General features: G+C 68.1%; 25 protein-coding genes. 11 read left to right on the top strand and 14 right to left on the bottom strand.

Annotated elements, in window-relative coordinates:
* The first annotated feature begins 347 nt into the window (after positions 1–347).
* The 9 genes from pqqA to folK all read left to right on the top strand — a co-directional run bounded on the left by pqqA (position 348) and on the right by folK (position 6667).
* Positions 348–437 carry a pyrroloquinoline quinone precursor peptide PqqA gene (gene pqqA, locus HNR00_RS09605; RefSeq protein ID WP_012317526.1) on the top strand — a complete coding sequence of 30 codons (90 nt, stop codon included), beginning with the start codon at positions 348–350 and terminating at the stop codon, positions 435–437.
* A 48-nt stretch (positions 438–485) separates the two neighbouring features.
* Entirely contained in the window at positions 486–1385 is a 900-nt protein-coding gene (gene pqqB / locus HNR00_RS09600) for a pyrroloquinoline quinone biosynthesis protein PqqB (protein ID WP_183568517.1), read from the top strand.
* A 211-nt stretch (positions 1386–1596) separates the two neighbouring features.
* Entirely contained in the window at positions 1597–2673 is a 1077-nt protein-coding gene (gene pqqC, locus HNR00_RS09595) for a pyrroloquinoline-quinone synthase PqqC (protein ID WP_183568514.1), read from the top strand.
* Positions 2670–3824, top strand: coding sequence for a pyrroloquinoline quinone biosynthesis protein PqqE (pqqE, locus tag HNR00_RS09590; RefSeq protein WP_183568511.1), 1155 nt, complete (start codon positions 2670–2672; stop codon positions 3822–3824). The genes pqqC and pqqE overlap by 4 nt, the downstream gene beginning before the upstream one ends.
* Complete coding sequence (locus HNR00_RS09585) at positions 3821–4534, top strand: hypothetical protein (RefSeq protein ID WP_183568508.1); 714 nt, start codon at positions 3821–3823, stop codon at positions 4532–4534. The genes pqqE and HNR00_RS09585 overlap by 4 nt, the downstream gene beginning before the upstream one ends.
* On the top strand, positions 4515–4880 hold the full coding sequence (locus HNR00_RS09580) for a hypothetical protein (RefSeq protein ID WP_183568504.1): 366 nt from the start codon (positions 4515–4517) through the stop codon (positions 4878–4880). Before HNR00_RS09585 ends, HNR00_RS09580 begins: the two co-directional genes overlap by 20 nt.
* Before the next feature lie 86 nt (positions 4881–4966).
* On the top strand, positions 4967–5833 hold the full coding sequence (gene folP, locus HNR00_RS09575; protein WP_183568501.1) for a dihydropteroate synthase: 867 nt from the start codon (positions 4967–4969) through the stop codon (positions 5831–5833).
* Positions 5826–6194 (top strand): dihydroneopterin aldolase, encoded by a 369-nt coding sequence (gene folB / locus HNR00_RS09570; RefSeq protein ID WP_183568498.1) that lies wholly within the window; start codon positions 5826–5828, stop codon positions 6192–6194. Before folP ends, folB begins: the two co-directional genes overlap by 8 nt.
* Positions 6191–6667 carry a 2-amino-4-hydroxy-6-hydroxymethyldihydropteridine diphosphokinase gene (folK, locus tag HNR00_RS09565; RefSeq protein ID WP_183568495.1) on the top strand — a complete coding sequence of 159 codons (477 nt, stop codon included), beginning with the start codon at positions 6191–6193 and terminating at the stop codon, positions 6665–6667. Before folB ends, folK begins: the two co-directional genes overlap by 4 nt.
* 60 nt (positions 6668–6727) lie before the next feature.
* Here folK and xoxJ read toward each other — a convergent pair whose 3' ends face one another.
* The 6 genes from xoxJ to HNR00_RS09535 form a co-directional block, all read right to left on the bottom strand.
* Positions 6728–7591: a rare earth element methanol dehydrogenase accessory protein XoxJ gene (gene xoxJ / locus HNR00_RS09560; RefSeq protein WP_183568492.1), complete on the bottom strand. Its 864-nt coding sequence runs from the start codon at positions 7589–7591 to the stop codon at positions 6728–6730.
* Positions 7591–8181: a methanol metabolism c-type cytochrome XoxG gene (gene xoxG / locus HNR00_RS09555; protein WP_183568489.1), complete on the bottom strand. Its 591-nt coding sequence runs from the start codon at positions 8179–8181 to the stop codon at positions 7591–7593. The genes xoxJ and xoxG overlap by 1 nt, the downstream gene beginning before the upstream one ends.
* A 230-nt stretch (positions 8182–8411) precedes the next feature.
* Positions 8412–10217 (bottom strand): lanthanide-dependent methanol dehydrogenase XoxF1, encoded by a 1806-nt coding sequence (gene xoxF1, locus HNR00_RS09550; RefSeq protein WP_183568485.1) that lies wholly within the window; start codon positions 10215–10217, stop codon positions 8412–8414.
* A 662-nt stretch (positions 10218–10879) separates the two neighbouring features.
* The gene (locus HNR00_RS09545) at positions 10880–11626 is read right to left on the bottom strand and encodes an ABC transporter ATP-binding protein (RefSeq protein WP_183568482.1); all 747 of its coding nucleotides are present in this window, start codon (positions 11624–11626) and stop codon (positions 10880–10882) included.
* The gene (locus HNR00_RS09540) at positions 11607–12341 is read right to left on the bottom strand and encodes an ABC transporter permease (RefSeq protein WP_183568479.1); all 735 of its coding nucleotides are present in this window, start codon (positions 12339–12341) and stop codon (positions 11607–11609) included. Before HNR00_RS09540 ends, HNR00_RS09545 begins: the two co-directional genes overlap by 20 nt.
* 34 nt (positions 12342–12375) lie before the next feature.
* The gene (locus HNR00_RS09535) at positions 12376–13368 is read right to left on the bottom strand and encodes an ABC transporter substrate-binding protein (protein WP_183568476.1); all 993 of its coding nucleotides are present in this window, start codon (positions 13366–13368) and stop codon (positions 12376–12378) included.
* 197 nt (positions 13369–13565) lie between these two features.
* Between HNR00_RS09535 and HNR00_RS09530 the strand changes: the two genes are divergently transcribed.
* Positions 13566–13943, top strand: coding sequence for a 4a-hydroxytetrahydrobiopterin dehydratase (locus HNR00_RS09530; RefSeq protein WP_183568473.1), 378 nt, complete (start codon positions 13566–13568; stop codon positions 13941–13943).
* A 73-nt stretch (positions 13944–14016) separates the two neighbouring features.
* On the opposite strand, the gene HNR00_RS09525 is transcribed toward HNR00_RS09530, so the two are convergent.
* Both HNR00_RS09525 and HNR00_RS09520 read right to left on the bottom strand, forming a co-directional pair.
* On the bottom strand, positions 14017–14541 hold the full coding sequence (locus tag HNR00_RS09525; RefSeq protein WP_376770366.1) for a DUF2380 domain-containing protein: 525 nt from the start codon (positions 14539–14541) through the stop codon (positions 14017–14019).
* A 41-nt stretch (positions 14542–14582) separates the two neighbouring features.
* Positions 14583–15026: a cupin domain-containing protein gene (locus tag HNR00_RS09520; RefSeq protein ID WP_183568468.1), complete on the bottom strand. Its 444-nt coding sequence runs from the start codon at positions 15024–15026 to the stop codon at positions 14583–14585.
* A 133-nt stretch (positions 15027–15159) separates the two neighbouring features.
* Here HNR00_RS09520 and HNR00_RS09515 point away from each other — a divergent pair, with 133 nt between their 5' ends.
* Complete coding sequence (locus tag HNR00_RS09515; protein WP_183568465.1) at positions 15160–16158, top strand: AraC family transcriptional regulator; 999 nt, start codon at positions 15160–15162, stop codon at positions 16156–16158.
* An 81-nt stretch (positions 16159–16239) separates the two neighbouring features.
* Here HNR00_RS09515 and HNR00_RS09510 read toward each other — a convergent pair whose 3' ends face one another.
* The 6 genes from HNR00_RS09510 to HNR00_RS09485 all read right to left on the bottom strand — a co-directional run bounded on the left by HNR00_RS09510 (position 16240) and on the right by HNR00_RS09485 (position 24222).
* Positions 16240–17211, bottom strand: a complete 972-nt coding sequence (locus HNR00_RS09510; RefSeq protein WP_183568461.1) for an HpcH/HpaI aldolase/citrate lyase family protein — start codon at positions 17209–17211, stop codon at positions 16240–16242.
* Between the two features lie 127 nt (positions 17212–17338).
* The gene (locus tag HNR00_RS09505; RefSeq protein ID WP_183568458.1) at positions 17339–20110 is read right to left on the bottom strand and encodes a phosphoenolpyruvate carboxylase; all 2772 of its coding nucleotides are present in this window, start codon (positions 20108–20110) and stop codon (positions 17339–17341) included.
* Between the two features lie 201 nt (positions 20111–20311).
* Entirely contained in the window at positions 20312–21202 is an 891-nt protein-coding gene (gene sucD / locus HNR00_RS09500; protein WP_183568455.1) for a succinate--CoA ligase subunit alpha, read from the bottom strand.
* 20 nt (positions 21203–21222) lie between these two features.
* Complete coding sequence (locus HNR00_RS09495; RefSeq protein WP_183568452.1) at positions 21223–22395, bottom strand: malate--CoA ligase subunit beta; 1173 nt, start codon at positions 22393–22395, stop codon at positions 21223–21225.
* A 330-nt stretch (positions 22396–22725) separates the two neighbouring features.
* Positions 22726–23352, bottom strand: a complete 627-nt coding sequence (fchA, locus tag HNR00_RS09490; protein WP_183568449.1) for a methenyltetrahydrofolate cyclohydrolase — start codon at positions 23350–23352, stop codon at positions 22726–22728.
* Between the two features lie 3 nt (positions 23353–23355).
* Positions 23356–24222 (bottom strand): NADP-dependent methylenetetrahydromethanopterin/methylenetetrahydrofolate dehydrogenase, encoded by an 867-nt coding sequence (locus tag HNR00_RS09485; protein ID WP_183568446.1) that lies wholly within the window; start codon positions 24220–24222, stop codon positions 23356–23358.
* Positions 24223–24332: the final 110 nt, after the last annotated feature.

Genomic DNA, 24332 nt, shown 5'->3' with positions numbered 1-24332 from the left:
ATAACGGTTCCTCCTGAACCACCCCCACCTCCAACTCCTCCTCGCAAGGGGAATGAGAGAGGCCCTGCGGCGGGCGGCCGCGGCACGTCCGAAAAGGTGATGCGGGGCAACGTCCTGCGGCCGTCTCCGCACCCGGCATGGTCCCCCTCCGCACTCTCCGCGGTAGGGATTCGGCAACATCGCTCACGGTGATCTGGGAAAAAGCGGCAATTTGGGTCTTGCGGGCCGGGCCGGGTTGGGCGATACACCTGCAGCGCTGAAAATCAGTGCACCGTCAGTATCTTACGATCTTCTTAGAGTGTTGATCGAGAGATCCTGGCGTCCGATAATGTTGCAGGAGAAACACCATGAAGTGGGCCGCCCCCATCGTTTCCGAGATCTGCGTCGGCATGGAAGTCACGAGCTACGAGTCGGCCGAGATCGATACCTTCAACTAAGAAGGTTTGAGCCGGGCCGACGGGATCGCGGACGAGCGGGTAGCCACCATGCATGTCGTGATCCTGGGTTCGGCGGCGGGCGGCGGCGTTCCCCAGTGGAACTGCCGCTGCTCCATCTGCTCCCTGGCCTGGGCGGGTGATCCCAGGGTCAAACCCCGCACGCAGTCGAGCATCGCGGTCTCTCCCGACGGAGAGCGCTGGCTCCTGCTGAACGCCTCCCCCGACATCCGCCAGCAGATCCAGGCGAATTCGCAGATGCATCCGCGGGAGGGCCTGCGCCACTCGCCGATCCACGCGGTGCTGCTGACCAACGGCGACGTCGATCACGTCGCGGGCCTGCTGACTTTGCGCGAGGGACAGCCCTTCACCCTCTACGCCACCCCCGGCATCCTCGGCTCGGTCAACGACAACCGCGTCTTCGACGTGATGGCGGCCGACGTGGTGAAGCGGCAGACCATCGCGCTGAACGAGACCTTCGAGCCGGTGCCCGGCCTCACCGTCACCCTGTTCTCCGTGCCCGGCAAGGTGCCGCTCTGGCTGGAGGACGCCTCGATGCAGATCGGCGCCGAGACCGAGACCACGGTCGGCACCATGATCGAGGCCGGGGGCAAGCGCCTCGCCTACATCCCCGGCTGCGCCCGCGTCACCGACGACCTCAAGGCTCGCGTCGCGGGCGTCGATGCCCTGCTGTTCGACGGCACGGTGCTGGAGGACGACGACATGATCCGCGCGGGCGTCGGCACCAAGACCGGCTGGCGTATGGGCCATATCCAGATGAACGGCGAGACCGGCTCGGTCGCGTCCTTCGCCGATGTCGAGATCGGCCGGCGCGTGTTCGTCCACATCAACAACACCAATCCGGTGCTGGTCGAGGACTCGCCCGAGCGCGCGAGCGTCGAGGCACGGGGCTGGACGGTGGCCCATGACGGGCTGACGCTCGACCTCTAGGCTCTCGGGTTGGTGACATGCGGCCCTGGAATTCCGAGGCCCGACCCAATATGTTTTGCACGATACAATCGTGCGATGGGCGCCCTGTCCTTCACGGGGGCCGCGGCCCATCTTAGAGTGAGTCTCAAGACGTTCGGGCCCCTCTTGGGCGCCTTGAGAAACTTAAGAAAAATCCTGGAAACGCGAGCCGAGACGGGGAGAGCCCAACGCCATGACCGCCCAATTTCCGCCCCCTGTCCCCGACGCCGGCGACCGGCTCCTGAGCCACGATGAGTTGGAGGCGGCGCTCCGCGACATCGGCGCCCGCCGCTACCACAACCTGCACCCATTCCACCGCCTGCTGCACGACGGCAAGCTCTCGAAGGATCAGGTGCGGGCCTGGGCGCTCAACCGCTACTATTATCAGGCGATGATCCCGGTGAAGGACGCCGCCGTGCTCGCCCGCCTGCCGGACGCGCAGCTGCGCCGCATCTGGCGCCAGCGCATCGTCGACCACGACGGCGACCATGAGGGCGACGGCGGCATCGAGCGCTGGCTGAAGCTCGCCGAGGGCGTCGGCTTCACCCGGGACTACGTGCTCTCGACCAAGGGCATCCTCTCGGCCACCCGCTTCTCGGTCGATGCCTACGTGCATTTCGTCTCCGAGCGCTCGCTGTTGGAGGCCATCGCCTCCTCGCTCACCGAGATGTTCTCGCCGACCATCATCTCCGAGCGCGTCGCCGGGATGCTGAAGAACTACGACTTCATCACCAAGGAGACGCTGGCCTATTTCGACAAGCGCCTCACCCAGGCCCCGCGCGACGCCGACTTCGCCCTCGACTACGTGAAGCAGCACGCCCGGACGCCGGAGCAGCAGCGCGCCGCCATGGCCGCGCTCACCTTCAAGTGCAACGTGCTCTGGACCCAGCTCGACGCCCTGTACTTCTCGTACGTCGCGCCGGGCATGATCCCGCCGGATGCGTGGCAGCCGGGCGAGGGCCTCGTCGCCGAGGGTTCGCCGGCCGTGAAGCCGGGCGCTTTCTCAGGATCCGACGTGCCGCGCCTGCCCCGCGGCGTGCGCCTGCGTTTCGATGAGGTGCGCAACAAGCACGTGCTGCTCGCCCCCGAGCGCACCTTCGACCTCGACGACAACGCCGTCGCGGTCCTCAAGCTCGTCGACGGCAGCAGCAGCGTGTCGCAGATCGCCCGGACCCTCGGGCAGACCTACGACGCCGACCCCGCCGTCATCGAGGCCGACATCGTCGTGATGCTGGCCGACCTCGCGCAGAAAAGGGTCTTGGAGCGATGAACGCACCCGCGCCCGCCCCCTCCCCCGCCGAGGTCATCCCGGCACCCGTGGGTCTGCTCGCCGAGCTGACTCACCGCTGCCCGCTGCGCTGCCCCTATTGCTCGAACCCGCTCGAACTCGACCGACGCTCGGCCGAGCTCGACACGGCGACGTGGCTGCGGGTGCTGAGCGAAGCGTCGAAGCTCGGCGTGCTGCACGTGCACCTCTCGGGCGGCGAGCCGACGGCGCGGCAAGACATCGTCGAGATCACGGCCAAATGCGCCGAACTCGGCCTCTACTCGAATCTGATCACGTCGGGCGTCGGCGGCGCGCTGGCCAAGCTCGACGCCCTCTACGACGCCGGCCTCGACCACGTGCAATTGTCCGTACAAGGGGTCGATGCCGCCAACGCCGAAAAGATCGGCGGCCTCAAGAACGCCCAACCGCAAAAGATGCAGTTCGCGGCCCGCGTCACCGAACTCGGCCTGCCGCTGACCCTGAACTCAGTGATCCACCGCGGGAACATCCACGAGGTGCCGGGCTTCATCGATCTGGCGGTCAAGCTCGGGGCCAAGCGGCTGGAGGTGGCCCACACTCAGTATTACGGCTGGGCCTACGTCAACCGCGCCTCCTTGATGCCGGACAAACGCCAGGTCGACGAGTCGATCCGCATCGTCGAGGCGGCGCGCGAGCGGCTCAAGGGTCAGCTCGTCATCGACCTCGTGGTGCCGGACTACTACGCCAAGTACCCGAAGGCCTGCGCGGGCGGCTGGGGCCGCAAACTCATGAACGTGACGCCGCAGGGCAAGGTGCTGCCCTGCCACGCCGCCGAGACCATCCCCGGCCTCGAATTCTGGTACGTGAACGACCACTCGCTCGGCGACATCTGGACGAAGTCCCCGGCCTTCGCGGCCTATCGCGGCACGTCCTGGATGAAGGAGCCGTGCCGCTCCTGCGACCGGCGGGAGAAGGATTGGGGCGGCTGCCGCTGCCAGGCGCTGGCGCTGACGGGCGACGCTGCCAACACCGATCCGGCCTGCTCGCTCTCCCCGCTGCACGGGAAGATGCGCGATCTCGCCGCGGAGGAGGCTGCCGAGAACCCGCCGGACTATATATACCGCTCCATCGGGACGAATGTGCAAAGTCCTTTGACCGAGAAGGCACCCCTTTGAGCCGCAACCTCCTGCTGGCCGCGCTCGCCGCGGCCTCCCTCACCACGACCGCCGCGCAGGCAGCGCCCGACACCCCGGCTCCGACGCCGGCGGCGACCGACGCGACCAAGCAGGACGCAGGCGACCTGCTGTTCGAGCGGCCGCAGATGAAGAACACCGCGCCGGGCAGCACGATCACCTACGATTACCTGCGCCGCAGCGGCATCGTCCGTGGCCCCTACGGCCCGCCGCTCAGCGACGCGATCAAGTTCACGATCGAGCCGGGCAAGAGCGCCGAGAGCCGCGACGTGCGGGTGCAGATGTTCTCCGGCGGCAACCGCGTGCCCGCGGGCCCGTTCGTCGACATGCCGGGTAATCCCGTGCTCAGCCTGTTCCTCGAGAACCACCTCAAGGGGCTGGCCGGCCTGCTGGAGGCCAACCCGCGCTACCTCAAGAACGCGATCCGCAAGGGCATGCGCGAGAAGGCCACGATTACGAAGACCGAGGTCGAGTTCAAGGGCCGCAAGGTCGAGGGCTGGAAGATCGAAATGCAGCCCTTCGTCGGCGACCCGCTGACCGACCGCATGCGCGGCTTCGACAACCTGACCTACACCTTCGTCACTTCGCCGGAGGTGCCGGGCGAGATCGTCTCGATCCAGGCCCGTGCCACCAAGCCGGACGGCGGCGAACTCCTCGAAGAGAGGCTGGACTATGATCAAAAGGACTCTTGAGGTTCTCGCGGCGGCGTCGGTCGCCGCGTTCCTGGCAGCCCCCGCCCAGGCCGACGAGAACGACTACCCCACGGATGCCCGCGCCGACTACGTGTTCGGCTGCATGGCCGCCAACGGGCAGACCCGCGAGGCGCTGGAGAAGTGCTCCTGCTCGCTCGACGCCATGGCCGCGATCCTGCCCTACGACAAGTACGTGCAGGCCTCGACCATCCTGTCGATGCGCCAGGGCGTCGGCGGCCAGCGCACCACCGCGTTCAAGTCGACCAAGATGTTCGACGACCGCGTCGCCGACCTCCGCCGCGCCCAGGCCGAAGCGGAGATCCGCTGCTACCGCGGCGCGACCTGACTCTTTGACGGATGCCGGGGGGCTGGCCTCCCGGCGCCTGAGCGGCTAGGCGGATTCGGCTTTTCACGCACGAAAAAAGCGATCCGATGGCCGTCTCCCCTCCCCCGAGTCGTCTCCAGGCGCTGCTGCCCGATCTCGGGCGAAGAACCCTGGTGATGGGCATCCTCAACGTCACGCCGGACTCGTTCTCCGACGGGGGCCGGTTTGAGGGCGTCGACGCCGCCCGCGTGCAGGCCGACGCGCTCATCGCGGAAGGCGCGCATATCCTCGACATCGGAGGCGAATCGACTCGACCGGGCCATCTGCCGGTGCCGGCCGAGGAGGAGCAGGCCCGCGTCCTGCCGGTCATCGCCGCGCTTGAGCCCGGCCTGTCCGTCCCGATCTCCATCGATACCTACAAGGCTTCGACCGCCGAGGTGGCTCTGAAGGCCGGCGCCACGATCGTCAACGACGTCTGGGGCCTGCAGCGCGAGCCCGACATCGCCCGCGTCGCCGCCGCCCACGGCGCGCCGGTCATCGTCATGCACAACCGCGAGACGATCGACCCGGACCTCGACATCGTCGCCGACATGAAGCGGTTCTTCGAGCGCTCGCTGGACATCGCGCGGCGCGCCGGCATCAGTGACGCCGACATCGTGCTCGATCCCGGCATCGGCTTCGGTAAGAGCTGGGACCAGCATCTCGAAGCGCTCCGGCGCCTGCCGGAGATCCGGGCGCTGGGCTTCCCCCTCCTCGTCGGCGTCTCGCGCAAAAGCCTGCTCGGGCGGTTGCACGACCGCGAAACCGCGCCGCGCGACCGCCTCGTCGGCTCGATCGCGGCCCACGTGCTCGCCGGCACGCTCGGGGCCGACATCGTCCGCGCCCACGACGTCGCCCAGCATGTTGAGGCCCTGCGGGTGCTCGATGCGGTGATGAGGCCCGAAAGTCGTTCTGGGACCGCCGCACGTGGCTGACCGCATCCTCGTCCACCGCATCGCGGTCTTCGCCCGCCACGGCGTGCTGCCGGAAGAAGAGCGGCTCGGCCAGCGCTTCTACATCTCGCTGGATTGCTGGCTCGACCTCGCGGAGGCCGGGCGCAACGACGACGTGGCCACGACCGTCAGCTACGCCGACCTCGCGCAGATCGCGGTCGAGACCGCCACCGAGCGGCGCTTCGCCCTGATCGAAGCCCTGGCCGAGGCGATCGCCCAGACATGCCTCTCTCGGTTTCCGCGAATCGAGTGCATTCGGGTCCGGATCGACAAGCCGAGCGCGCCGATCCCCGCGGTGCTCGATTACGCCGCCATCGAGATCGAGCGGGAGCGCCGGCCATGACCCGCGCCTTCCTCGGCCTCGGCAGCAATATCGGCGACAAGGCCGCGATGCTCGACGCCGCCGTCGCGCGGCTCGCCGCATGGCCCGGCATTCGTCTGACCGCCCGCTCGGCCGATTACCGCACTCCGCCCTGGGGCGACACCGATCAGGACTGGTTCCTCAACGCGGCGGTCGCGGTCGAGACCGACCTGACGCCGCACGAGTTGTTGGAGGCTTGCCTCGCCATTGAGACGGCGCTCGGCCGGGTGCGCGAGCGCCGCTGGGGGCCACGCGTCATCGACATCGACGTGCTGTCCTACGAGGGCGCCGAGGTGTCCGACGAGCGCCTCGTCCTGCCGCACCGCTACGTCCGCGAGCGCGCCTTCGTGCTGGTGCCGCTCAACGAGATCGCCCCCGACCTCGTCATCGGCGGAGAGACCGTGCGGGATGCGCTCGCCAAGCTCGACGCCAGGGGAATCGAGCGGCACACATGAGAAAGGGCCCGGATGCGTCGCGCAGCCGGGCCCTGTTCTTTTCGGCAGCCGAGAAAGCGTTCAGGGCGTCTTCGCGTCGGCGCTCGGTTCGAGGAGCTTGTTCTCCTCCTCGACGAGCAGCGGCACGTCGTACTCCCGCAGCACCTTCTCGATGTCGTCCTTGCGCTTGCGCTGCACGGCGTTGATCTTGCGCTTCCAGTCGTCCTCGCCGTGGCGCACGCCCATGGAGACGCGGAAGGTGAGCGCGGGACGGCCCGGCTCGTTGAGCAGCGGCACGACCTCCATCGGCACGCCGCTCTGGCGGGCCAGCCAGCCGGCGGCGGGCCCCCACAGCACCGCCACGTCGATCTTCTTCTCGGCGAGGTCGGCGATGACGGAGGCCGCCACCGTCTGGTGCTTGCGGTCTTCGCCGAAGAGGTAGGGCGGGTAGGGCGTCAGGCGCTCGCCCGCGAGACCGAGTTCGGTCAGCCGGGCGAAGGGCGGCGTGCCGGCGATGCTGCCGATCTTCTTGTCCTTGAGCCGCGGATCGTCGAGCCCCTTCAAGCCGTCGATCTCGCCCTTGCGGGTGACCACGGCATAGGCCGAGCGGTAATAGGGGTTGGTCGCCTGCACCACCTCGCCGCCGGAGGTGCCGATGATCAGGTCGCACAACCCGGTGCCGAGGGTGTTGCGGACGAAGCCCGGCCCCTGGGTCAGCCAGTAGTAGCGCAGCTTGACCTTCAGCTCGTCGGCGACGATCTGCGCGATCCTGTTCTCGAAGCCGTCGCCCTTGCGCTGGGAGAACGGCATGTTGCCGGGATCCGAGCAGACCCGCAGGACATCGGTCGTGACGAGGTCGGGCAGGTGCTGGGCCCGAGCGTCGCGCGCCCCTGCTGCAACCAGCAGGAGCGCGACGACGACGATAAACGAGTAGCTCCGGGGCATCAGCCGCCCAGGCACTCGGTCTCCGCCTTCTTGTAGGCCTCGGGCTTGTCCTCCTTCTCGCTCGGACGGGCGCGGCCCCAGGCGCCGGCGGCGCGGGCACGGAGATACACGTAGAGGTCGTTGGCGTAGCACATCACGTTCTTGTTGTCGCCGAAGGCGGGCATCACCTGATTGGCGGTGTTGTTCACCTCCTGCTTGCCGCCGGCGAGGATGCCGTAGAACTCCTCGTAGGAAAGGCGCTTCAGCGAGTCCTTGAGGGCGGGCGCGTAGGTGGAGCCCATGCCGTCCGGGCCGTGGCAGACGTGGCACTCGGCATGATAGCGGCGGTAGCCCGCGTAGGTATACCAATCGACCTTCTTGCCGTCGTTGGAGACGCGGAAGGTCGGGTGACCGTCCTTGTCGGTGTACTTGCCGTCCTCGTCCTTCACCGCGGTGGCGGCCTTCAGGACCGGCTCGTCGATCTCCTTGGCGTTGGGATCGAGCTTGTTGGCCAGCTCAGGCTTGGCGTCCTGCGCGAATACGAATGTGGCCGTGGGGACCGTGCCGATGACGGCGGCGCCGACGAGACCAAGCAAAGCGAAAGTTTTCATAGAGGACAAAGACGTTTCTCCCGAGACCGTGATGTTGCACCGCAACATAGGCGTGCGGTTACCGCGGTGTCTTACATCCTAATCATAAAATCATAAAGATGCCGGCGCGGAAACCGCGCCGGCATCTCTTTGCATGGCTGAGCCATGCGACCGAGCGTCCCTCACGTCGCCCCCGGTCGGACCGGGGCCCTCCCACCGGCCTCGCGGCCGGCGGGAGGTGTGCGAGAGACTTAGTTGTTCGGCAGAGCGAAGACGGTGAGCTGGCCGCCGAGGTTGGTGTAGCTCGACAGAGCGGCGTAGCCACCCACCGCACCAAGGCCGGCATTCGGGTCGGTCAGGCCGGCCGCCAAGCCGATGCCCGCCCAGCCGCCGACGCCCGACAGGACGCCCACGTACTGCTTGCCCTTGTGCTCGTAGGTCATCACGTTGCCGATGATGCCCGACGGGGTCTTGAACTTGTACAGTTCCTTGCCCGTCTTCGAGTCGACCGCCTTCAGGTAGCCTTCCAGCGTGCCGTAGAACACCACGTCACCCGCGGTGGCGAGCGCGCCGCCCCAAGCCGAGAACTGCTCCGGGTTCGACCAGGCGATCTTACCCTTCACACCGTCCCAGGCGATGAAGTTGCCCATGCCGCCGTGCGAGCCGGGGGCCGGGTACATCGACAGGGTCGCGCCGACATAGGGCTGGCCCGGGGTGTAGGTCACCTTGAAGGGCTCGTAGTCCATGCAGACGTGGTTGGTGGGCACGTAGAACAGGTTGGTCTTGGGCGAGAACGCCGCCGGCTGCTGGTCCTTGGAGCCCAGAGCCGCCGGGCAGATGCCCTTGGAGTTCACGTCCTCACCGTTCTGCTCGGTCGAGTACTTCGACACGACCAGCGGGCGGCCGTAGGTCTTCGAACCCTTGTCCATGTCGACCTTGGTGGCCCAGTTCACCACAGGATCGTACTTCTCGGCGACGAGGAGTTCGCCGGTCGCGCGGTCGAGGGTGTAGCCGAAGCCGTTACGGTCGAAGTGCGTCAGCAGCGGGCGATCCTTGCCGTCGATCTTCTGATCGGTGAGGATCATCTCGTTGATGCCGTCATAGTCCCACTCGTCGTGGGGGGTCATCTGGTAGACCCACTTGGCCATGCCGGTGTCGGGGTTACGCGCCCATACGGTCATGGACCACTTGTTGTCGCCCGGACGCTGCTTCGGGTTCCAGGTCGAGGGGTTGCCCGAGCCGTAGTAGAAGAGGTCGAGCTTGGGATCGTAGGAGAACCAGCCCCAGGTGCAGCCGCCGCCGGTCTTCCACTGATCGCCTTCCCAGGTCTTCAGCGAGGAGTCCTTGCCGACCGGCTTGCCGAGAGACGTGGTCTTCTCGGGATCCATGATCATGTCGGCGTCGGGACCCTGGGAGTGGCCGCGCCACACCTTCTTGCCCGACTTCAGGTCGTAGGCGGTGACGTGGCAGTTCACGCCGAACTCGCCGCCGGAGATGCCGACGATGACCTTGTCCTTCACCGGGAGCACGGTGGCGGTGTTGGTCTCGCCCTTGGACGGGTCGCCGTTCTTGACCGACCAGTTCACCTTGCCGGACTTGGCGTCGAGCGAGACCAGCGTGGTGTCGGCCTGGTGCAGCAGGATGGCGCCGTCGGCGTAGGCCAGACCGCGGTTGACGGTGTCGCAGCACATCACCGGGATGACCGACGGGTCCTGCTTGGGCTCGTACTTCCACACGATCTTGGCGCCCTGGTCGAGGTCGAGGGCGTAGACGATGTTCGGGAACGGGGTGTGGACGTACATGATGTTGCCGACGACGAGCGGCGAGCCCTCGTGGCCGCGCAGCACGCCGGTCGAGAAGGTCCAGGCGACCTGGAGGTTCTTGACGTTGCCGGCGTTGATCTGATCGAGCTTGGAATAGCGGGTGTTGGCGTAGTCGACCGTCTGGAGCACCTGCTCCGCCGGGTTGGCGATGCCCTTGAGCACGCTGTCGTTGGCCAGCGCCGGGGTCGCCGCAGCAATGCCCGCACCGAGTGCGAGAAGATGGACCGCTCTCATGGATTCCTCCGACAGATCATTGTCCGCAGCAAGCAGCACGAAGTACTGCCACCGAAGATTGATCTGTTGTTTGCGACAGGGATCAGTTGAGCTTCGGCAGCTCGCGAAAGGGCGATGACGGCACGGGATTGTCCCGATCCGTCAGCGACTTACCCGGCTGGAGCCGCATCCCTAGCGGCTCCCTCAGTCCGAAGCTTGAACGAACTCTAAGAAAATTTCGGGCGCCGTCAACACGCTTTCTCTGGTCGAATGTCGCAGGAGGTCAGGCACAGGCGGATAAATTTGCTTGTCGCGATGCTGATTTTGCACTGCAACAAATTGAACGCGACGCAAAAGTCGGCGGCTTAACTTGGAAAGAATCGCGGCAGCGCATCATTGACCATGCGCTTCAGGAATGCGGCTCCGGGCAAATTCGGCAATCTGCCGCGTCTCATGCACCGATTGCAGCGTCTTCGACCACATCGATCACATCGCTGCGACGACGACAGCCGGCAAAGCGCAAGCGTCTCGGATCGCTCGAAGATCGGACTTGGGCCGAACGACCTGCGACGCGGCGGTGGACAGGCGCGAGCCCGTGCGTTGCCTTGCCGCATCCTCCCGGCCGCAGACGGCGCCGGGGACACGCGGACCGCGAATCGGCGGCCCGAAAGCTGATCCGAGAACTACTGCGCGATCACGCCGGGGAAGCGGGCGGCGAGGTCGGCGCGGGTCGATTCGAGGAAGCCGCGGTCGCGCTGCCCTCGCGGCCGGTCGAGCGGCACGGTCGCCAGCAGGGTCGCGGGCCTCGCCGAGACCAGCAGCAGCCGGTCGGCGATCTCCAGGGCTTCGCCGACATTGTGCGTGACCATGAGGATGCTCGTGCCCATCCTGGCCACGGTCTCGACCACGAGGGCGCGCAGGCCGGCGGCGGCGGCGTCGTCGAGGGAGACGAACGGCTCGTCGAGGACGAGGATGCGCGGCTCCAGCGCCAGCGCGCGGGCGAGCGCCACCCGGCGCTGCATGCCGAGCGAGAGGGCGCCGGGGAAGCGATCGCGCCAGGGCGCCAGCCCGAGGGCTTCGAACAGCCCGTCGAGATCGCGCCCGCGCCGCTCGCGCGGAAGACCGAGGCGCACGTTCTGCTCGATGGTCCGCCACGGCAGCAGGCGCGGGTCTTGGAACACCATGGCGATGCCGACCGCGTTCGGGTCCGGCGTCACCGCGCCCTCGAAGTCGTGGTCGAGCCCGAGCAGGATGCGGAGCGTCGTGGTCTTGCCGGCCCCCGAAGGACCGATCAGGCAGGTGATCTCGGCCGGTCGCAGCGAGAAGGCGAGGCCGCGCACCGCTTCGACCGGCTCGGTGCGGGCGCGGCGATAGACCTTGCGGTCGACCCGGACCGTGAGCAGCGTCGACTCAGCGCCAGCGGCGGACATGGGCGTCGAGGGGCTGGAGGATCAGGGCGTCGAAGGCGAGCATCACGCTCATGAAGACGAGGCTGTAGCCGATCACGGCGGTCACGTCGAAGAGGGTGAAGTAGTAGTTGATGGCAAACCCCACCCCGTTCGGGCGCCCGAGCAGCTCGACCACGAGCACGATCTTCCAGGCGAGCGAGATGCCGGAGCGGGCCGCGGCCACCATGAAGGGCTGGAGTTGCGGCAGCAGCACGTGGGCGACCCAGGTGCGGCGGTCGAACCGGTAGGTCCGCGCCATCTCCTCCAGGCCCGGATCGAGACCGCGGGCGCCTTCGCGCATGATGACGGCGATGTTGGGCAGCTTGTTGATCGCCACCGCCACGATCGCCGCGGTCTCGGTGAGGCCGAGCCAGACATAGGCCAGCACCGTGACGACGAGGGCTGGGGTGTTCAGCACCACGAGGAGCGGCGTGTCGAGCAGCCGGTCGGCGAGCCGCGAGCGCCCGAGCGCGATCCCGAGCAGCACGCCGAGGCTCATGGCGATGACGAAGGAGACCGCGACGCGGGCGAGCGTCACCGCGACGTTGAAGAGCAGGGCGCCGCTCTCGGCCTCGCGCAGGACGAAGGCGAGCACCGCGCTCGGCGCCGGCAGGGTGCGGACGTCGGCATAGACCGAGATGCCCTGCCACAGGGCGAGCAGGACGGCGAGCGAGGCGAGGCGCGCGACGAGGGCCATGCGGTCGGTCAGGCGGGCATCGCGGGGGCCGGGCTCACGCCTTCGAGGCGTCGAGATAGAGGTCCGGCGGCAGGGTCTTGCCGGAGCCGAGGAGCTGCGTGCCGGCGAGCCGCGCGAGCGTCGCGTAGATGCGCTCGCCGTCCGCCCGCTCGGCCCCGACCGTGCGTCGGGGGATGCCGGAGAGGAATTCGCGCTTCAACGCCTCGAAGGTGGCGTCGTCGTCCGCTGCCATCAGCGGGCGCACGGTGGCCCACAGGGCCGGGTCGTTCGCCAGCGCGTGCTTGGCCGCGGTCGAGGCGCGGGCGAAGCCCTTCACCACCTCCCCCCGCTCGGAGACGGTGCGGCCCTCGAACAGGTAGCCGATCAGCGCCACCGGCCCCTGCGCGCCGAAGGCCCGCATCACGTCGTCGGCGGAGATCAGGCGCTTGAAGCCCTTGGCCTCGAGGCGGGCGCAGTACTGCCAGTAGAGGAGCGCGGCATCGAGCTCGCCGGTCTCCAGCTTCTGCGCCAGCAGCGGGGGGGCGCCGTAGGCGAGTTGCGCCGCGGAATCGAGATCGAGCCCGGCCGCCTCGCGCGCCTGCGCTTTCAGGAGAATCCAGTTCTTGTCGAGCGCCCCGCCCGCGACGCCGAGGCGCTTGCCCGCGAGGCTCTTGAGATCGGTGATCGGGCTGTTCGCGGGCACCATCAGGGCGCCCTCGGTGGTGGAATAGGGGGTGAAGCGCACGCCCCTTCCCTCGTTGCCGAGGCGGGCCGCCCAGATCAGGTCGCCGACGATGGCATCGACCTGATCGCCGAGGAAGGCGATGCGGGCGGCGTCGTTGCCGGCGAGCTTGACGGTCTCCAGGGTGAAGCCGTTCGCCTCGTCGAGGCCCCGCTCCTTGATCACGGCGGCTTCCCAGGAGGCGGTGCCGAAGGGCAGCACGCCGAGCCGGAACGTCTCCGTCGCCGCGCGCGCCGACCCCAACGACCGGCCGAATCCGGCCAGCGCCGCCGCTCCGGCCGCGAGCATTCCGCGCCGTGACAGCATCGGCGTCACCTCCCGCTGTTCCGGCGGCCCCGCGGATCCGCCATTCTCTTGAAGAATCTCATAAGGGCTGCCCCCGGCGGCGTCCACAGCCGCCCCCGGCCTTTCCCGTGCGACACGCAGGCGTGATTCCTTGCGCCGCCTTGCGCGGGCGGCCCGCCCGTCGCACCCTTTCCCGATCGAAAGCGGGAGGGCGAACGATGTCACAGGCGCGCGAAGCGGTGTTCGACGAGGCGACGGTCGAGCGGCGGCTCAAGGAGGAGTTGCCGCAATGGCGGCTGGAGGACGGCTGGATCCGCCGCACCTACAAGACCGCCTCGTGGAAGGGCACGCTGATGGTGATCAACACGGTGGGCCATCTGGCGGAGGCCGCGTGGCACCATCCCGATCTCACGGCGTCCTATGCCTGGGTCGAGGTGCGGCTGATGAACCACGCCGCCAAGGGCATCACCGAGAAGGATTTTGCGCTGGCGCGTAAGATCGAGGAGGTGGTGGCCTGGCAGCCCGGCACCGAGGGCGGCGGGCTGGAAGGCACGCCAACGGACCCGCGGTTCGCGTATATCAAGTACGAAAAGTGAGACCGCCTCGCCGCGGATCGACGTGACGGCGCACCTCGTCCCGGAAGCCGGGACGAGGTGCGGGCCAGGCCCATCAGCGGCCGCGCTTGAGCCCGTCGCGGACCTGTTCGACGAGGAAGCGTTCGGCGCGCTTCCACGCCTCGTCGGTATCGCCGCGGAAGTTGAGGTCGCGGGAGAGGATGTCCCGGCCGGTGCGCGCATCCACCAGCCGCGCCCAAAGTTGCAGGATCAGCGTGCTGCTCTTGTGGACCACGCCGACGAAGACCCACTCGGCCCCCTCCTCGCGGGCGACGCGCAGAACGCAGGCAGCGTCGCCGGTGGAACAGGCCCGCAGCGGGCCGTCGGCCGGAAGGAGCGTCGCACGGGCGAGCCCAAGACGCGTCAGGTCGGCGGCGAGGCTGCCGCCGAGGCGCGCCAGCCGCTCGGCATGCTGCGCAGCCTGATCGGTCGGCTCGCCGGACGTATCGAGGAGCTTGATCGGCAGCACCGCGAGCGAGGGCGGAGGCTCATCCGCTCCGGCGTGTGTGGCGGCGAGTGCGGTCAGCACGAGGGCGGCGAGCCGAAACCGCGCGAGACGCCTGCGCCTCGCCAATCCCACCGATCGTTCGCAGAAAGTTTGTCGGGCGGAGGAAGCGGACATCAGGCCGACCTCGCGGCCTGCGCCGCGTGGAGCGCCTTGAACTCCGGAATGCCGAAGGTCGCGACGACGGCGTGGCTCTCGTCGAGGATTTCGTAGACCGGGCCGTCGATGCCGCGGTTCGTGAAGTAGACGATCACGTCCTGATCGCCACCGCCCTCCGTGTGAGGCTCGCCGCCGGCCCGGCCCGCCACGTAGCTACCGACGGGCCTGATTTCCTTCAGACTCTCGTCCGGCCGGTAGATCCGCAATTCGCCTTGCAGAACTAGCGTCCGGTAATCGGCCCCGTGCCGGTGCAGGGCGATCCGCTCGTTGGCCGCGAACTTGAAGAGCAGATCGACGATCCGCGCGTCCTCATCGACGCTGAGGATGTGGTAGGCGGCGTGGTCGAAGCCCTCGATGGTCTGCCACGCGATGGCGTGGTCGTCGAAGGGGAGCGTCGTCATGGCGTCCTCCGGATACGGCCGCGCGCGGGCAGGGTGCCCGCGCTCCCTCGGCCGATCCGGATTGGAGACCGGTTCCGCGCTCCGCTCTTGCCATTCGGTGCCAGCCCGCCGACCCTGACGGCGGGAGGCGCGCATGCCGGATCACGGCCTGACCCGGGCACGGACGATGGGGCCGATCGCCGAGGCCGTGCAGGCGGCGGGCGGCTCGCTCGGGCGGGTGTTCGGCCGGGCCGGGATGCCGCTGACACTCCTCGACACGCCCGACCGGCTGATCCTGCTGCGGGACCAGCTCGCGCTGGTCGAGGCCGCGATCCGCGAGATCGGCGATCCCTCCCTGCCGGCCCGGCTCTCGACGGACACCGGCATCGCCGGCCTCGGGCCCATCGGCGTACAGGTCCGGCTGTCGGACAGTCTCGGCGCGGCGTTGCAGCGGGTCGAGGTCGTGACGCCCCTGCTTCTCCAGACGGCAACCTGGACGGGCCTGCGGCGACGGGGCACCGAGGCCTTCTACGGCTACGCGATCACGGAGCGGATTGAAGCGGGGCGGCAGGTGAACGAGGTGCTGGCGCTCGGCTATCTCCTAGGCACGGTCCGCCACTTCCTCGGCGCCGGGTGGCGGCCGGAGCGGGCCGTGGTGACGGGCGCGCACCTCGCCGCCCGCGCAGAGATCGAGGCGCTGTTCGGCTGCACCGTCACGCTCGGGCCGCGAGCCGGCCTCGTCTTCCCCGCCTACCATCTCGATGCTCCGAACCCGAGCCGGGTCGATTTCCGCGACGGGGTCGTAGACGCGCCGATCGGAAGCGACCTCGGGACTTGCGTCGCGCACCTGATCGAACTCGGCCTGGACGAGGCGCGCCCGTCCATCGACGGGATCGCCGGCCATCTCGGGCTATCGCGGCGCACGCTTCAGCGCCGGCTGGAGGCCGAGGGAACGGGCTATGCGGAGATTCAGCGCCACGTGCTGATCCGCCGTGCCAAGACTCTGCTCGGGGCCGACAGCCTCCCCATCGGCCGCATCGGGATCGAACTCGGCTACGCGGACGCGGCCCATTTCAGCCGCGCCTTCCTCGAATGGACCGGCCTGACGCCGCGCCAATGGCGTCGCCACGTCCGGCAAGGAGCGCCGGTCTGACAACAAAAAAGGCCGGGCAAGCCCGGCCTTCTCCGTCATCGATCCGGCATCGCCCCTGCGGGGCGATGCCATCCCAAAAAATTACTTCTTCATCGCGTCGGCCTTTTGGATCAGCGCTTCGGCCATGCGGATCGAGGCGATGTCGATGAGGCGGCCGTCGAGGGCCACGGCGCCGCGGCCGGCCTTGGCGGCCTCTTCCATGGCCACGAGGATGCGGCGGGCCTTGTCGACCTCCTTCTCGGAGGGCGTGAACACCTCGTTGGCGAGTTCGATCTGCGAGGGGTGGATCGCCCACTTGCCCTCGTAGCCGGCGGCGGCGCAGCGGCGGGCGGCGGAGAGGTAGCCGTCCTTGTCCGAGAAGTCGCCGAACGGGCCGTCGACCGGGCGCAGGCCGTAGGCGCGGCAGGCCACCAGCATGCGCTGCTGGGCGAACAGCCACGGGTCCTGCCAGTGGGTCTGGCGATTGCCGGCCTCGTCCTTGTCGGTGAGGACCGAGTAATCCTCGTTGACGCCGCCGATCACGGTCGAGCGGGTGCGGCAGGAGGCGGCGTAGTCGGCCACGCCGAAGGACATCGCCTCAAGGCGCTTGGAGGACTGGGCGATCGCCTCGACGTTGGCCATGCCGAGGGCGGTCTCGATCAGAACCTCGAAGCCGATCTTCTTCTCGCGCTTCTTGGCCTGCTCGATCTGGGTCGTCAGCACGTCGATGGCGTAGACGTCCTGCGGCACGCCGACCTTGGGGATCAGGATCATGTCGAGGCGCGGGCAGGCCTCTACGATATCGACCACGTCGCGGTACATGTAGTGGGTATCGAGACCGTTGATGCGGATCATCATGGTCTTGTTGCCCCAATCGATGTCGTTCAGGGCCTGGATGATGTTCTTGCGGGCCTGCTCCTTGTCGTCGGGAGCCACCGCATCCTCGAGGTCGAGGAAGATCACGTCGGCGGCGGACGTGGCCGACTTTTCCATGAAGGTCGGGTTGGAGCCGGGAACCGCGAGTTCCGAGCGGTGCAGGCGGGGGGTCGCCTGCGGGATCAGGGTGAAGCTCATCGTGATTCCTCCGTTTCTGAGACCGTCTTGCCTCGGCACTCGCAAATTGCGCGTCGCGCCGTCTATCTCGCGCGCGGAGCCCGACCGTCCAGCCGGGTTCGGCGACGCTTGATCCACCTTGTCTGCCTTAGCCGGTCGCGCCGAAGCCCACCGCGATGCAGTTGATCGACAGGAGCAGGGCGGACTTCACCGCCTCGCGCTTGTCCTCGTCGGTCTCGCTGCGGTAGCGGCGCAGCAGCTCGACCTGCTCGCGGCTGACCTGATTGATGGTCGGCAGGCGCCCGTGCAGGCGCTCGCGGAATTGCGGGAAGCGCTGGGCCAACTCGCCGTCGCCGCTGATCCGCAGCACCATCTCCCGGGTCAGCGCGTATTCGCGCTCGATCATGCCGAAGATGCGCGCCCGCACGCCCTCGTCCTCGACGAGGCCGGCATAGTCGCGGGCGATCTCCAGATCGACCATCAGCAATGTCTTCTCGACCTCGTCGAGGACGAGGCGGAAGGGCCGCGAGTGCTCGAACAGGCGCCGCAACAAGGCTTCGCCTGGCTCCCCGCGCACGTCGATGAAGCTTTTCAGCCCCGAGCCGACGCCGTACCAGCCGGTGATGACGTGGCGGTTCTGCGACCACGCGAACACCCACGGGATCGCACGCAGATCCGACAGCGACTTGGCGCCGAAGCGGCGCGCGGGCCGCGAGCCGATGTTGAGGAGCGAGATCTCGTCGAGCGGGCTCGCCGCCTGGAAGTAATCGACCAGCCCCTCGGCCTGGATGAAGTTGACGTAGGCCGCCCGCGAGGCGCCCGAGAGGGCCTCCAACGCGTCGTCGGATTCGGAGCGCGAGCCGTTGAGGCCGTTCTTCTCCGAGTGCAGCGCGTGCTCGAAGACCGAGGCCGCCAGCAGCTCCATCTGGTAGGCGGCAGTGCCGCGATTGGCATACTTGAACGAGACAACCTCGCCCTGCTCGGTGATGCGGAAGCGCCCGTTGATCGAGCCCGGCGGCTGGGCCGCGATGCCGCGATGGGTCGGCACGCCGCCGCGGCTGACCGAGCCGCCGCGTCCGTGGAAGAAGGCGATCGGCACGCCGGCCTGCCGGCCGAGATCGGTCAGCTTGGTCTGCGCCTTGTACAGCTCCCAGTTCGAGGCGACGAAACCGCCGTCCTTGTTCGAATCGGAGTAGCCGATCATCACCTCCTGCACCCCGCCCTGCCAGCGGGTGGCGCGGCGCACCACGGGGATGCCGAGCAACTCCTTCATGATTGCGGGTGCGGCGCGCAGGTCGTCGATGGTCTCGAACAGCGGCACGATCGGCAGCGGGCAGATCTCGGTGCCGGCGGCGTCGAGGAAGATGCCGGCTTCCTTGGCCAGCAGGTAGGCGCCGAGCACGTCGACGGTGGAGCGCGTCATCGACAGGATGAAGGCGCCGAAGGCCTCGCGGTCGAGCTGCTCGCGCATCTCGCCGACGAGCGCGAAGGTGGCCAGCGTCTCGCGGGCATCGTCGGGCAGCCGGTCGGCGTAGTCCTCGAACGAGGTCTCCGGGGTGCGTGGCCGGGCGAGTTCAGTGAGCAGCCACTCCTTCCAGGCCGGGGCTTCGAGGGCCGGCGGCTCGCGGTCGCCGTTGCGCAGCTTCCACAGCGCATGCAGCGTCTTGGTCGTGCGCGTGGAGTTTTCACGCAAATCCAAGCGGACGGTCGAGAACCGGAAAATCTCGACCATGCGGCGCACGGGGCGCACGATGTCGGTAGCCAGCGAGCCGCACTTGGCGTCGGCGAGCCCCTTCTCCAGAGTGCGCAGATCGTTGATGAGCCCGTCCGCGCTCGGATAATCGGGCCCGACCGAGCGGGCGCCCTTGTTGCGGGCGATCGTGGCTTCGAGCTTGCGCAGCACGCAGGACAGGAACTGGCGGTAGGCCTCGCCGGGGTTGCGGTTGGCGATGGCGCGGGCGTCGCCCGATTCGGCGAGCAGGCTCGCGAGTTCCGCCCGGAACGTCTCCGGCACGGGGAGCGAGCGCTCGGTGATCGACAGCACGCGGCCGAGATGGGTGATGCCGTCGCGGTAGCGCCGCAAGGAGGCCAGCGCGTTGCGCTGGAGCGTCTCGCGGGTCACGCTCGCGGTGACATAGGGGTTGCCGTCGCGATCACCGCCGATCCAGCTGCCGAACTGGAAGAACGGCGGCACCTCGAAGGTCTCGTCCGGATAGTACTGCGCGAGGCTCTCTTCGAGCGAGAGCAGCATCTCGGGCAGCATCTCGAACAGCGACTCGTCGAAGAAGTGCAGGCCCCAGGCGACCTCGCGCTCGACCGTGGCCTTCTCCAGATGCAGCTCGCCCGTCATCCAGATCAGCTCGATCTGGTCGCGCAACTCGTTCATCAGGCCGTTGCGCTCGCGCTCGGTCCAGCGCGGCAGCTCCAGCTCGCGCAGGACGAGGTAGATGCGGCGCAGCTTCTCCAGCACGGTGACGCGCTTGCCCTCGGTGGGGTGCGCCGTGATGGTCGGGCGGATGCGCAGATCCTTCAGCAGCGCATGGATCTGTGGCGCGCCGATGCCCTTGGCGGAGGCCTCCGCCAGCACCTTGGCAAAAGAGCCGTTCAGGGCCTCGCGGCCCTGGTCGCGCTCGACATGGCGGCGGCGGCGCATGGCCGCGTTCTGCTCGGCGATGGAGACGAGCTGGAACCAGATGCCCTGCACCTGGAGCGCGCGGGCCAGCATCTCGGGCGTGAAGGACGAGATGTCGGCGCGCCCGTGCAGCACGTCCTCCAGCTCGGGATCGTGGCGGCGGGCCACGTCGAGGAGGGCGTGGAACAAGATGTCGAGGGCGTCCTCGGTGGCTGTGCCGGTGATGACCGGCGGCGCGAAGGTCGTGTCGGTCGCGGCTGACGGCCGGGCGTGCAGCGTCTTGGTCATGGGAATCCCCCCTGGCGAGGTTTTTTGGATTCAGCAGGCCTGAGCCTGCGGGAAGGCAGATCGCCTCCATCCACGGGGCGTTCTCCTCCCCCTTGCGGGGAGGAGGTCGGAGGTGGGGGGGTGCCGGACGAGGCGAAGCGGTGCCTTCAGCGCGACCCCCACCCCTGCCCCCTCCCCGCAAGGGGGAGGGGAATGGCGGCGTCAGGCCGCGCGGGCGAGGACGTCGGCGACGGTCTGGCCGAAGGAGCCCGGATCGGGCGCCACGGTCAGCCCGTAGGAGCGCATGATCTCGGCCTTCTCGGCGGCGCTGTCGCCGGTCGCCGAGATGATGGCACCCGCATGGCCCATGCGGCGGCCTTTCGGGGCGGTGAGGCCCGCGACGAAGCCGATGACGGGCTTCGAAAAGTTCTCCTTGATCCAGGCCGAGGCCTCGGCTTCCTGCGGGCCGCCGATCTCGCCGATCATCAGCACGGCCTCGGTCTCCGGGTCCTGCTCGAACAGGGCGAGGTGGTCGAGGAAGGACGAGCCGTTGATCGGGTCGCCGCCGATGCCGACCGAGGTCGAGATGCCGATGCCGAGTTCCTTCATCTGCGCGGCGGCCTCGTAGCCCAGCGTGCCGGAGCGCGAGATGACGCCGACCTTGCCCGGCAGGTAGATGTGGCCGGGCATGATGCCGAGCATCGACTTGCCGGGCGAGATGATGCCGGCGCAGTTCGGGCCCACCACCATGGTGCGCTTCTCTTTCGGGTAGCGGCGCAGGTAGCGCTTCACCCGCATCATGTCCTGGGCGGGAATCCCGTCCGTGATCGAGCAGACCAGGGCGAGTCCGGCGTCGGCCGCCTCCATGATCGCGTCCGCGGCAAACGGCGGGGCGACGAAGGTGATCGAGGTGGTGGCGCCGGTCTCGCGCACCGCGTCCTTGACGGTGTTGAACACCGGCACGCCGCAATGGGTCTTGCCGCCCTTGCCCGGGGTGACGCCGCCGACGACGTTCGAGCCGTAGGCGATCATCTCCTTGGCGTGGAAGGTGCCCTTGTCGCCCGTGATGCCCTGGACGATGATCGGGGTCTTCTCGTCGATGAGAATGCTCATGGCGTGATTCTCCCCGTTCCTTAGCGCTTGGCGCCGTTGCAGGCCTCGACGGCCTTCTTGGCGGCGTCCGTCAGAGTGTCGGCGGTGATGAGATCGAGCCCGCTCTCCGCGATGATCTTCTTGCCGGCTTCCACGTTGGTGCCGGCCAGCCGCACCACCAACGGTACGTCGATCTTCACCTCTTTGGCCGCCTTCACCACGCCCTCCGCGACCCAGTCGCAGCGGTTGATGCCGGCGAAGATGTTGACGAGGATCGCCTTCACGTTGCGGTCCGACAGGACCAGCCGGAAGGCCGTCGCGACGCGCTCAGGAGAAGCGCCGCCGCCGACATCGAGGAAGTTGGCCGGCTCACCGCCCGCGTGCTTGATCATGTCCATGGTGGCCATGGCGAGCCCTGCGCCGTTGACGATGCAGCCGATCTCGCCGTCGAGGCCGATATAGCTGAGGTTGTGCTCGGCGGCCTGGGCCTCGCGCGGATCGCCCTGGGACGGGTCGTGCATGTCCGCGATGTTGCGGCGGCGGAACAGGGCGTTGTCGTCGAAGGACATCTTGGCGTCGAGCGCCAGCACGCGGTCGTCTTTGGTGACGACGAGCGGGTTGATCTCCAGCATGGTGCCGTCGCAATCACGGAACGCCCGGTAGGCGTTCATGATCGTCTTCACCGCGGCCGAGACCTGCTTGATGTTGAGGCCGAGCTGGAACGCGATCTCGCGGGCCTGGAACTGCTGCAGGCCGACCGCCGGCTCGACGACCACCTGGATCAGGGCCTCGGGCTCCTTGGCGGCGATCTCCTCGATGTCCATGCCGCCGCGCTGGGAGGCGATGACGCGCACGCGCTCGGCCTTCCGGTCCAGCACGTAGCCGAGATACAGCTCGCGCTCGAACGGGTCGGCGGTCTCGATGTAGACCCGCTGCACCGGCTTGCCGTCGGCGCCGGTCTGCAGCGTGACGAGACGCTTGCCCAGCAGGTCGCGGGCGGCGTCGCGCACCTCGTTGTAGGTGCGGCAGAGCTTGATCCCGCCGGCCTTGCCGCGGGCGCCTGCGTGGATCTGGGCCTTGACCGCCCAGAACGAGCCGCCGAGCTCGGTCGCGGCGTAGACCGCCTGATCGGGGCTGAAGGCGACGGCGCCCTTCGGGACGGCGACCCCGAAGCTCGCGAGCAGCTCTTTTGCTTGGTACTCGTGAACGTCCATCGAGACCTCCTTCGCGTTTCCTCGCGTTTCGTTGGAGCGACCTTCGCGGAAAAATTAGTTTTCGGGAAGCGGGTCAGCTCTCAATTTTTTCTTTTGTTGTGCTTTAGTTTGCTTGCCCGTCAGAGACTTAGCGGGCTTCTAAAATAGCGGTGCGTCCCCGCGGACGGTCGAGACACACATTCCACATGCGCCGACATCGTGAGGCGCGTTCCCCTCCCCCTTGCGGGGAGGGGTCAGGGGTGGGGGTCGGGCAAAAGGCACCGCTCCCGCTCAATCCTGAACCACCCCCACCTCCAACTCCTCCCCGCAAGGGGGAGGAGAGCTGGCCCGTCAGTTCACCTTGCCCTTGACGACCTCGTAGACCCGCTCGTTGAGCGCGGCGGCCTCGCCCAGGATCGTCTCCAGTTCCTTGAGCCGCTCCTCGGCGAAGGCGCGGTCGTCCAGGCCCTTGGCGTTGACGTAGACGTTGAGCGCCGCCGAGCGCAGGCCGGCAAAGGCGGAGAGAACCGCGACGCCCGCATCCGAGATGACGTTGAGGTTGCCCTTGTCGGCGGTGATCTCGGCGAGGTCGATGACCTCGCGGCAGGCGCGGCAGCAGGCGAGCGGCACGTCGGTCGCGGTCTTCAACGCCTCCTGGATCTTGGCAGCTCGCGCCGCCTTCTCCTCGTCGGTGTTCTTCGGGAGCCCGTAGGCCCCCATCACCGCGTCGAAGGCCTCGACGTCGTCGGCGATCATGCCGGTGAGCGTCTTGCGCAGGGCCTCGGACTTTTCCAGAACCGCCTTCAGGTCGGCCTCGACCTCGACGTACTTCTTCTTGCCGATGGTGAGGTTGCACACCATCGACACCAGCGCCGCGCCCATGGCGCCGGAGATGGCGGCGGCCCCGCCGCCGCCGGGGGTCGGGGCCGAACTCGCCAGCCCGTCGAGGAATGTTTCGATGCTCTCGGATGCAGCCATGGCTCAGGCCATCTCCTTCGCCAGCTTGTAGATTTCTTCCGCGTCGAACACGCCCTCGCTCGACTCGAACAGTTTTGCGATGCAGGCGCGGTGCAGCTTGAGCTTCAGGCCGCCGATGCCGAGCGCCCCGAAGGCGCGCTTGCCGCCGTATTCCTTGCCCTTGTCGGTCGCCTCGATGCCGCCGATGCCGAGCGGCGGCTGGGCGTTGTAGTCGGCCACGATCTCGATCGAGGACTCGTTCTGCCACGCCGCCTGCGGCAGCAGTTCGAGGCCGATCGCGCCCGCGGCGAAGACCAGATGGGCGCCCTTCACCACCTCGGCGCGCGAGGCGTCGTCCGCGGTCTCGGCCGCCGTGACGTTCACCTTGAAGCGCTTGTTGACCGAGTCGGCGGCGGCCTGCGCCTTGTCGAGCTTGCGCCCGCACAGCACGACCTCGGCGCCCTCACCCGCGAGCAAAGCCGCGGAGCGCATGCCGACCGGGCCGGTGCCCGCGAGCACCACGGCCTTCTTGCCCTTGACCGAGCCGCCCGCCGCCTTGACGACGAGCGCCACGCCCGCCGCGGCGGTGGTGTTGGAGCCGTTCGAATCCAGCATGCAGGAGACGCGGAACGGGCCGAAGAAGCGCTTCTTCACCGCCTGGAACACGCGCTCGCCCGCCGCCATGTCGCCGCCGCCGACGAAGATCGCCGTCGACTGCTTCTCCTTGCCGCCGCGGGTGTAGATCGTGCCGTCGACATAGGCGCCGACGTTCTCGGGCGTGACGTTGCCGTAGCCGGTGATGTGGTCGGCCCCGCCGTCGTAGCCGACGACGACATCGAACACGCTCGGCGTGGCATCGGTGTCGAACTGGAAGAGCAGCTTCTTGGACATTCTTTGTATCCTTGGCGCCCGCTTGGGGCGGATCGGGTGCTTAAGTGTCGTGGTCGTCCGGAGATGCGCGCTGACTTCCCCTCCCCCTTGCGGGGAGGGGGTAGGGGGTG

Source organism: Methylorubrum rhodinum (assembly GCF_014199935.1).
In the GTDB taxonomy this organism is placed as follows: domain Bacteria; phylum Pseudomonadota; class Alphaproteobacteria; order Rhizobiales; family Beijerinckiaceae; genus Methylobacterium; species Methylobacterium rhodinum.
Note: the sequence above shows the minus strand (reverse complement) of the source record. Positions and strands in the feature narration are given on the sequence as shown.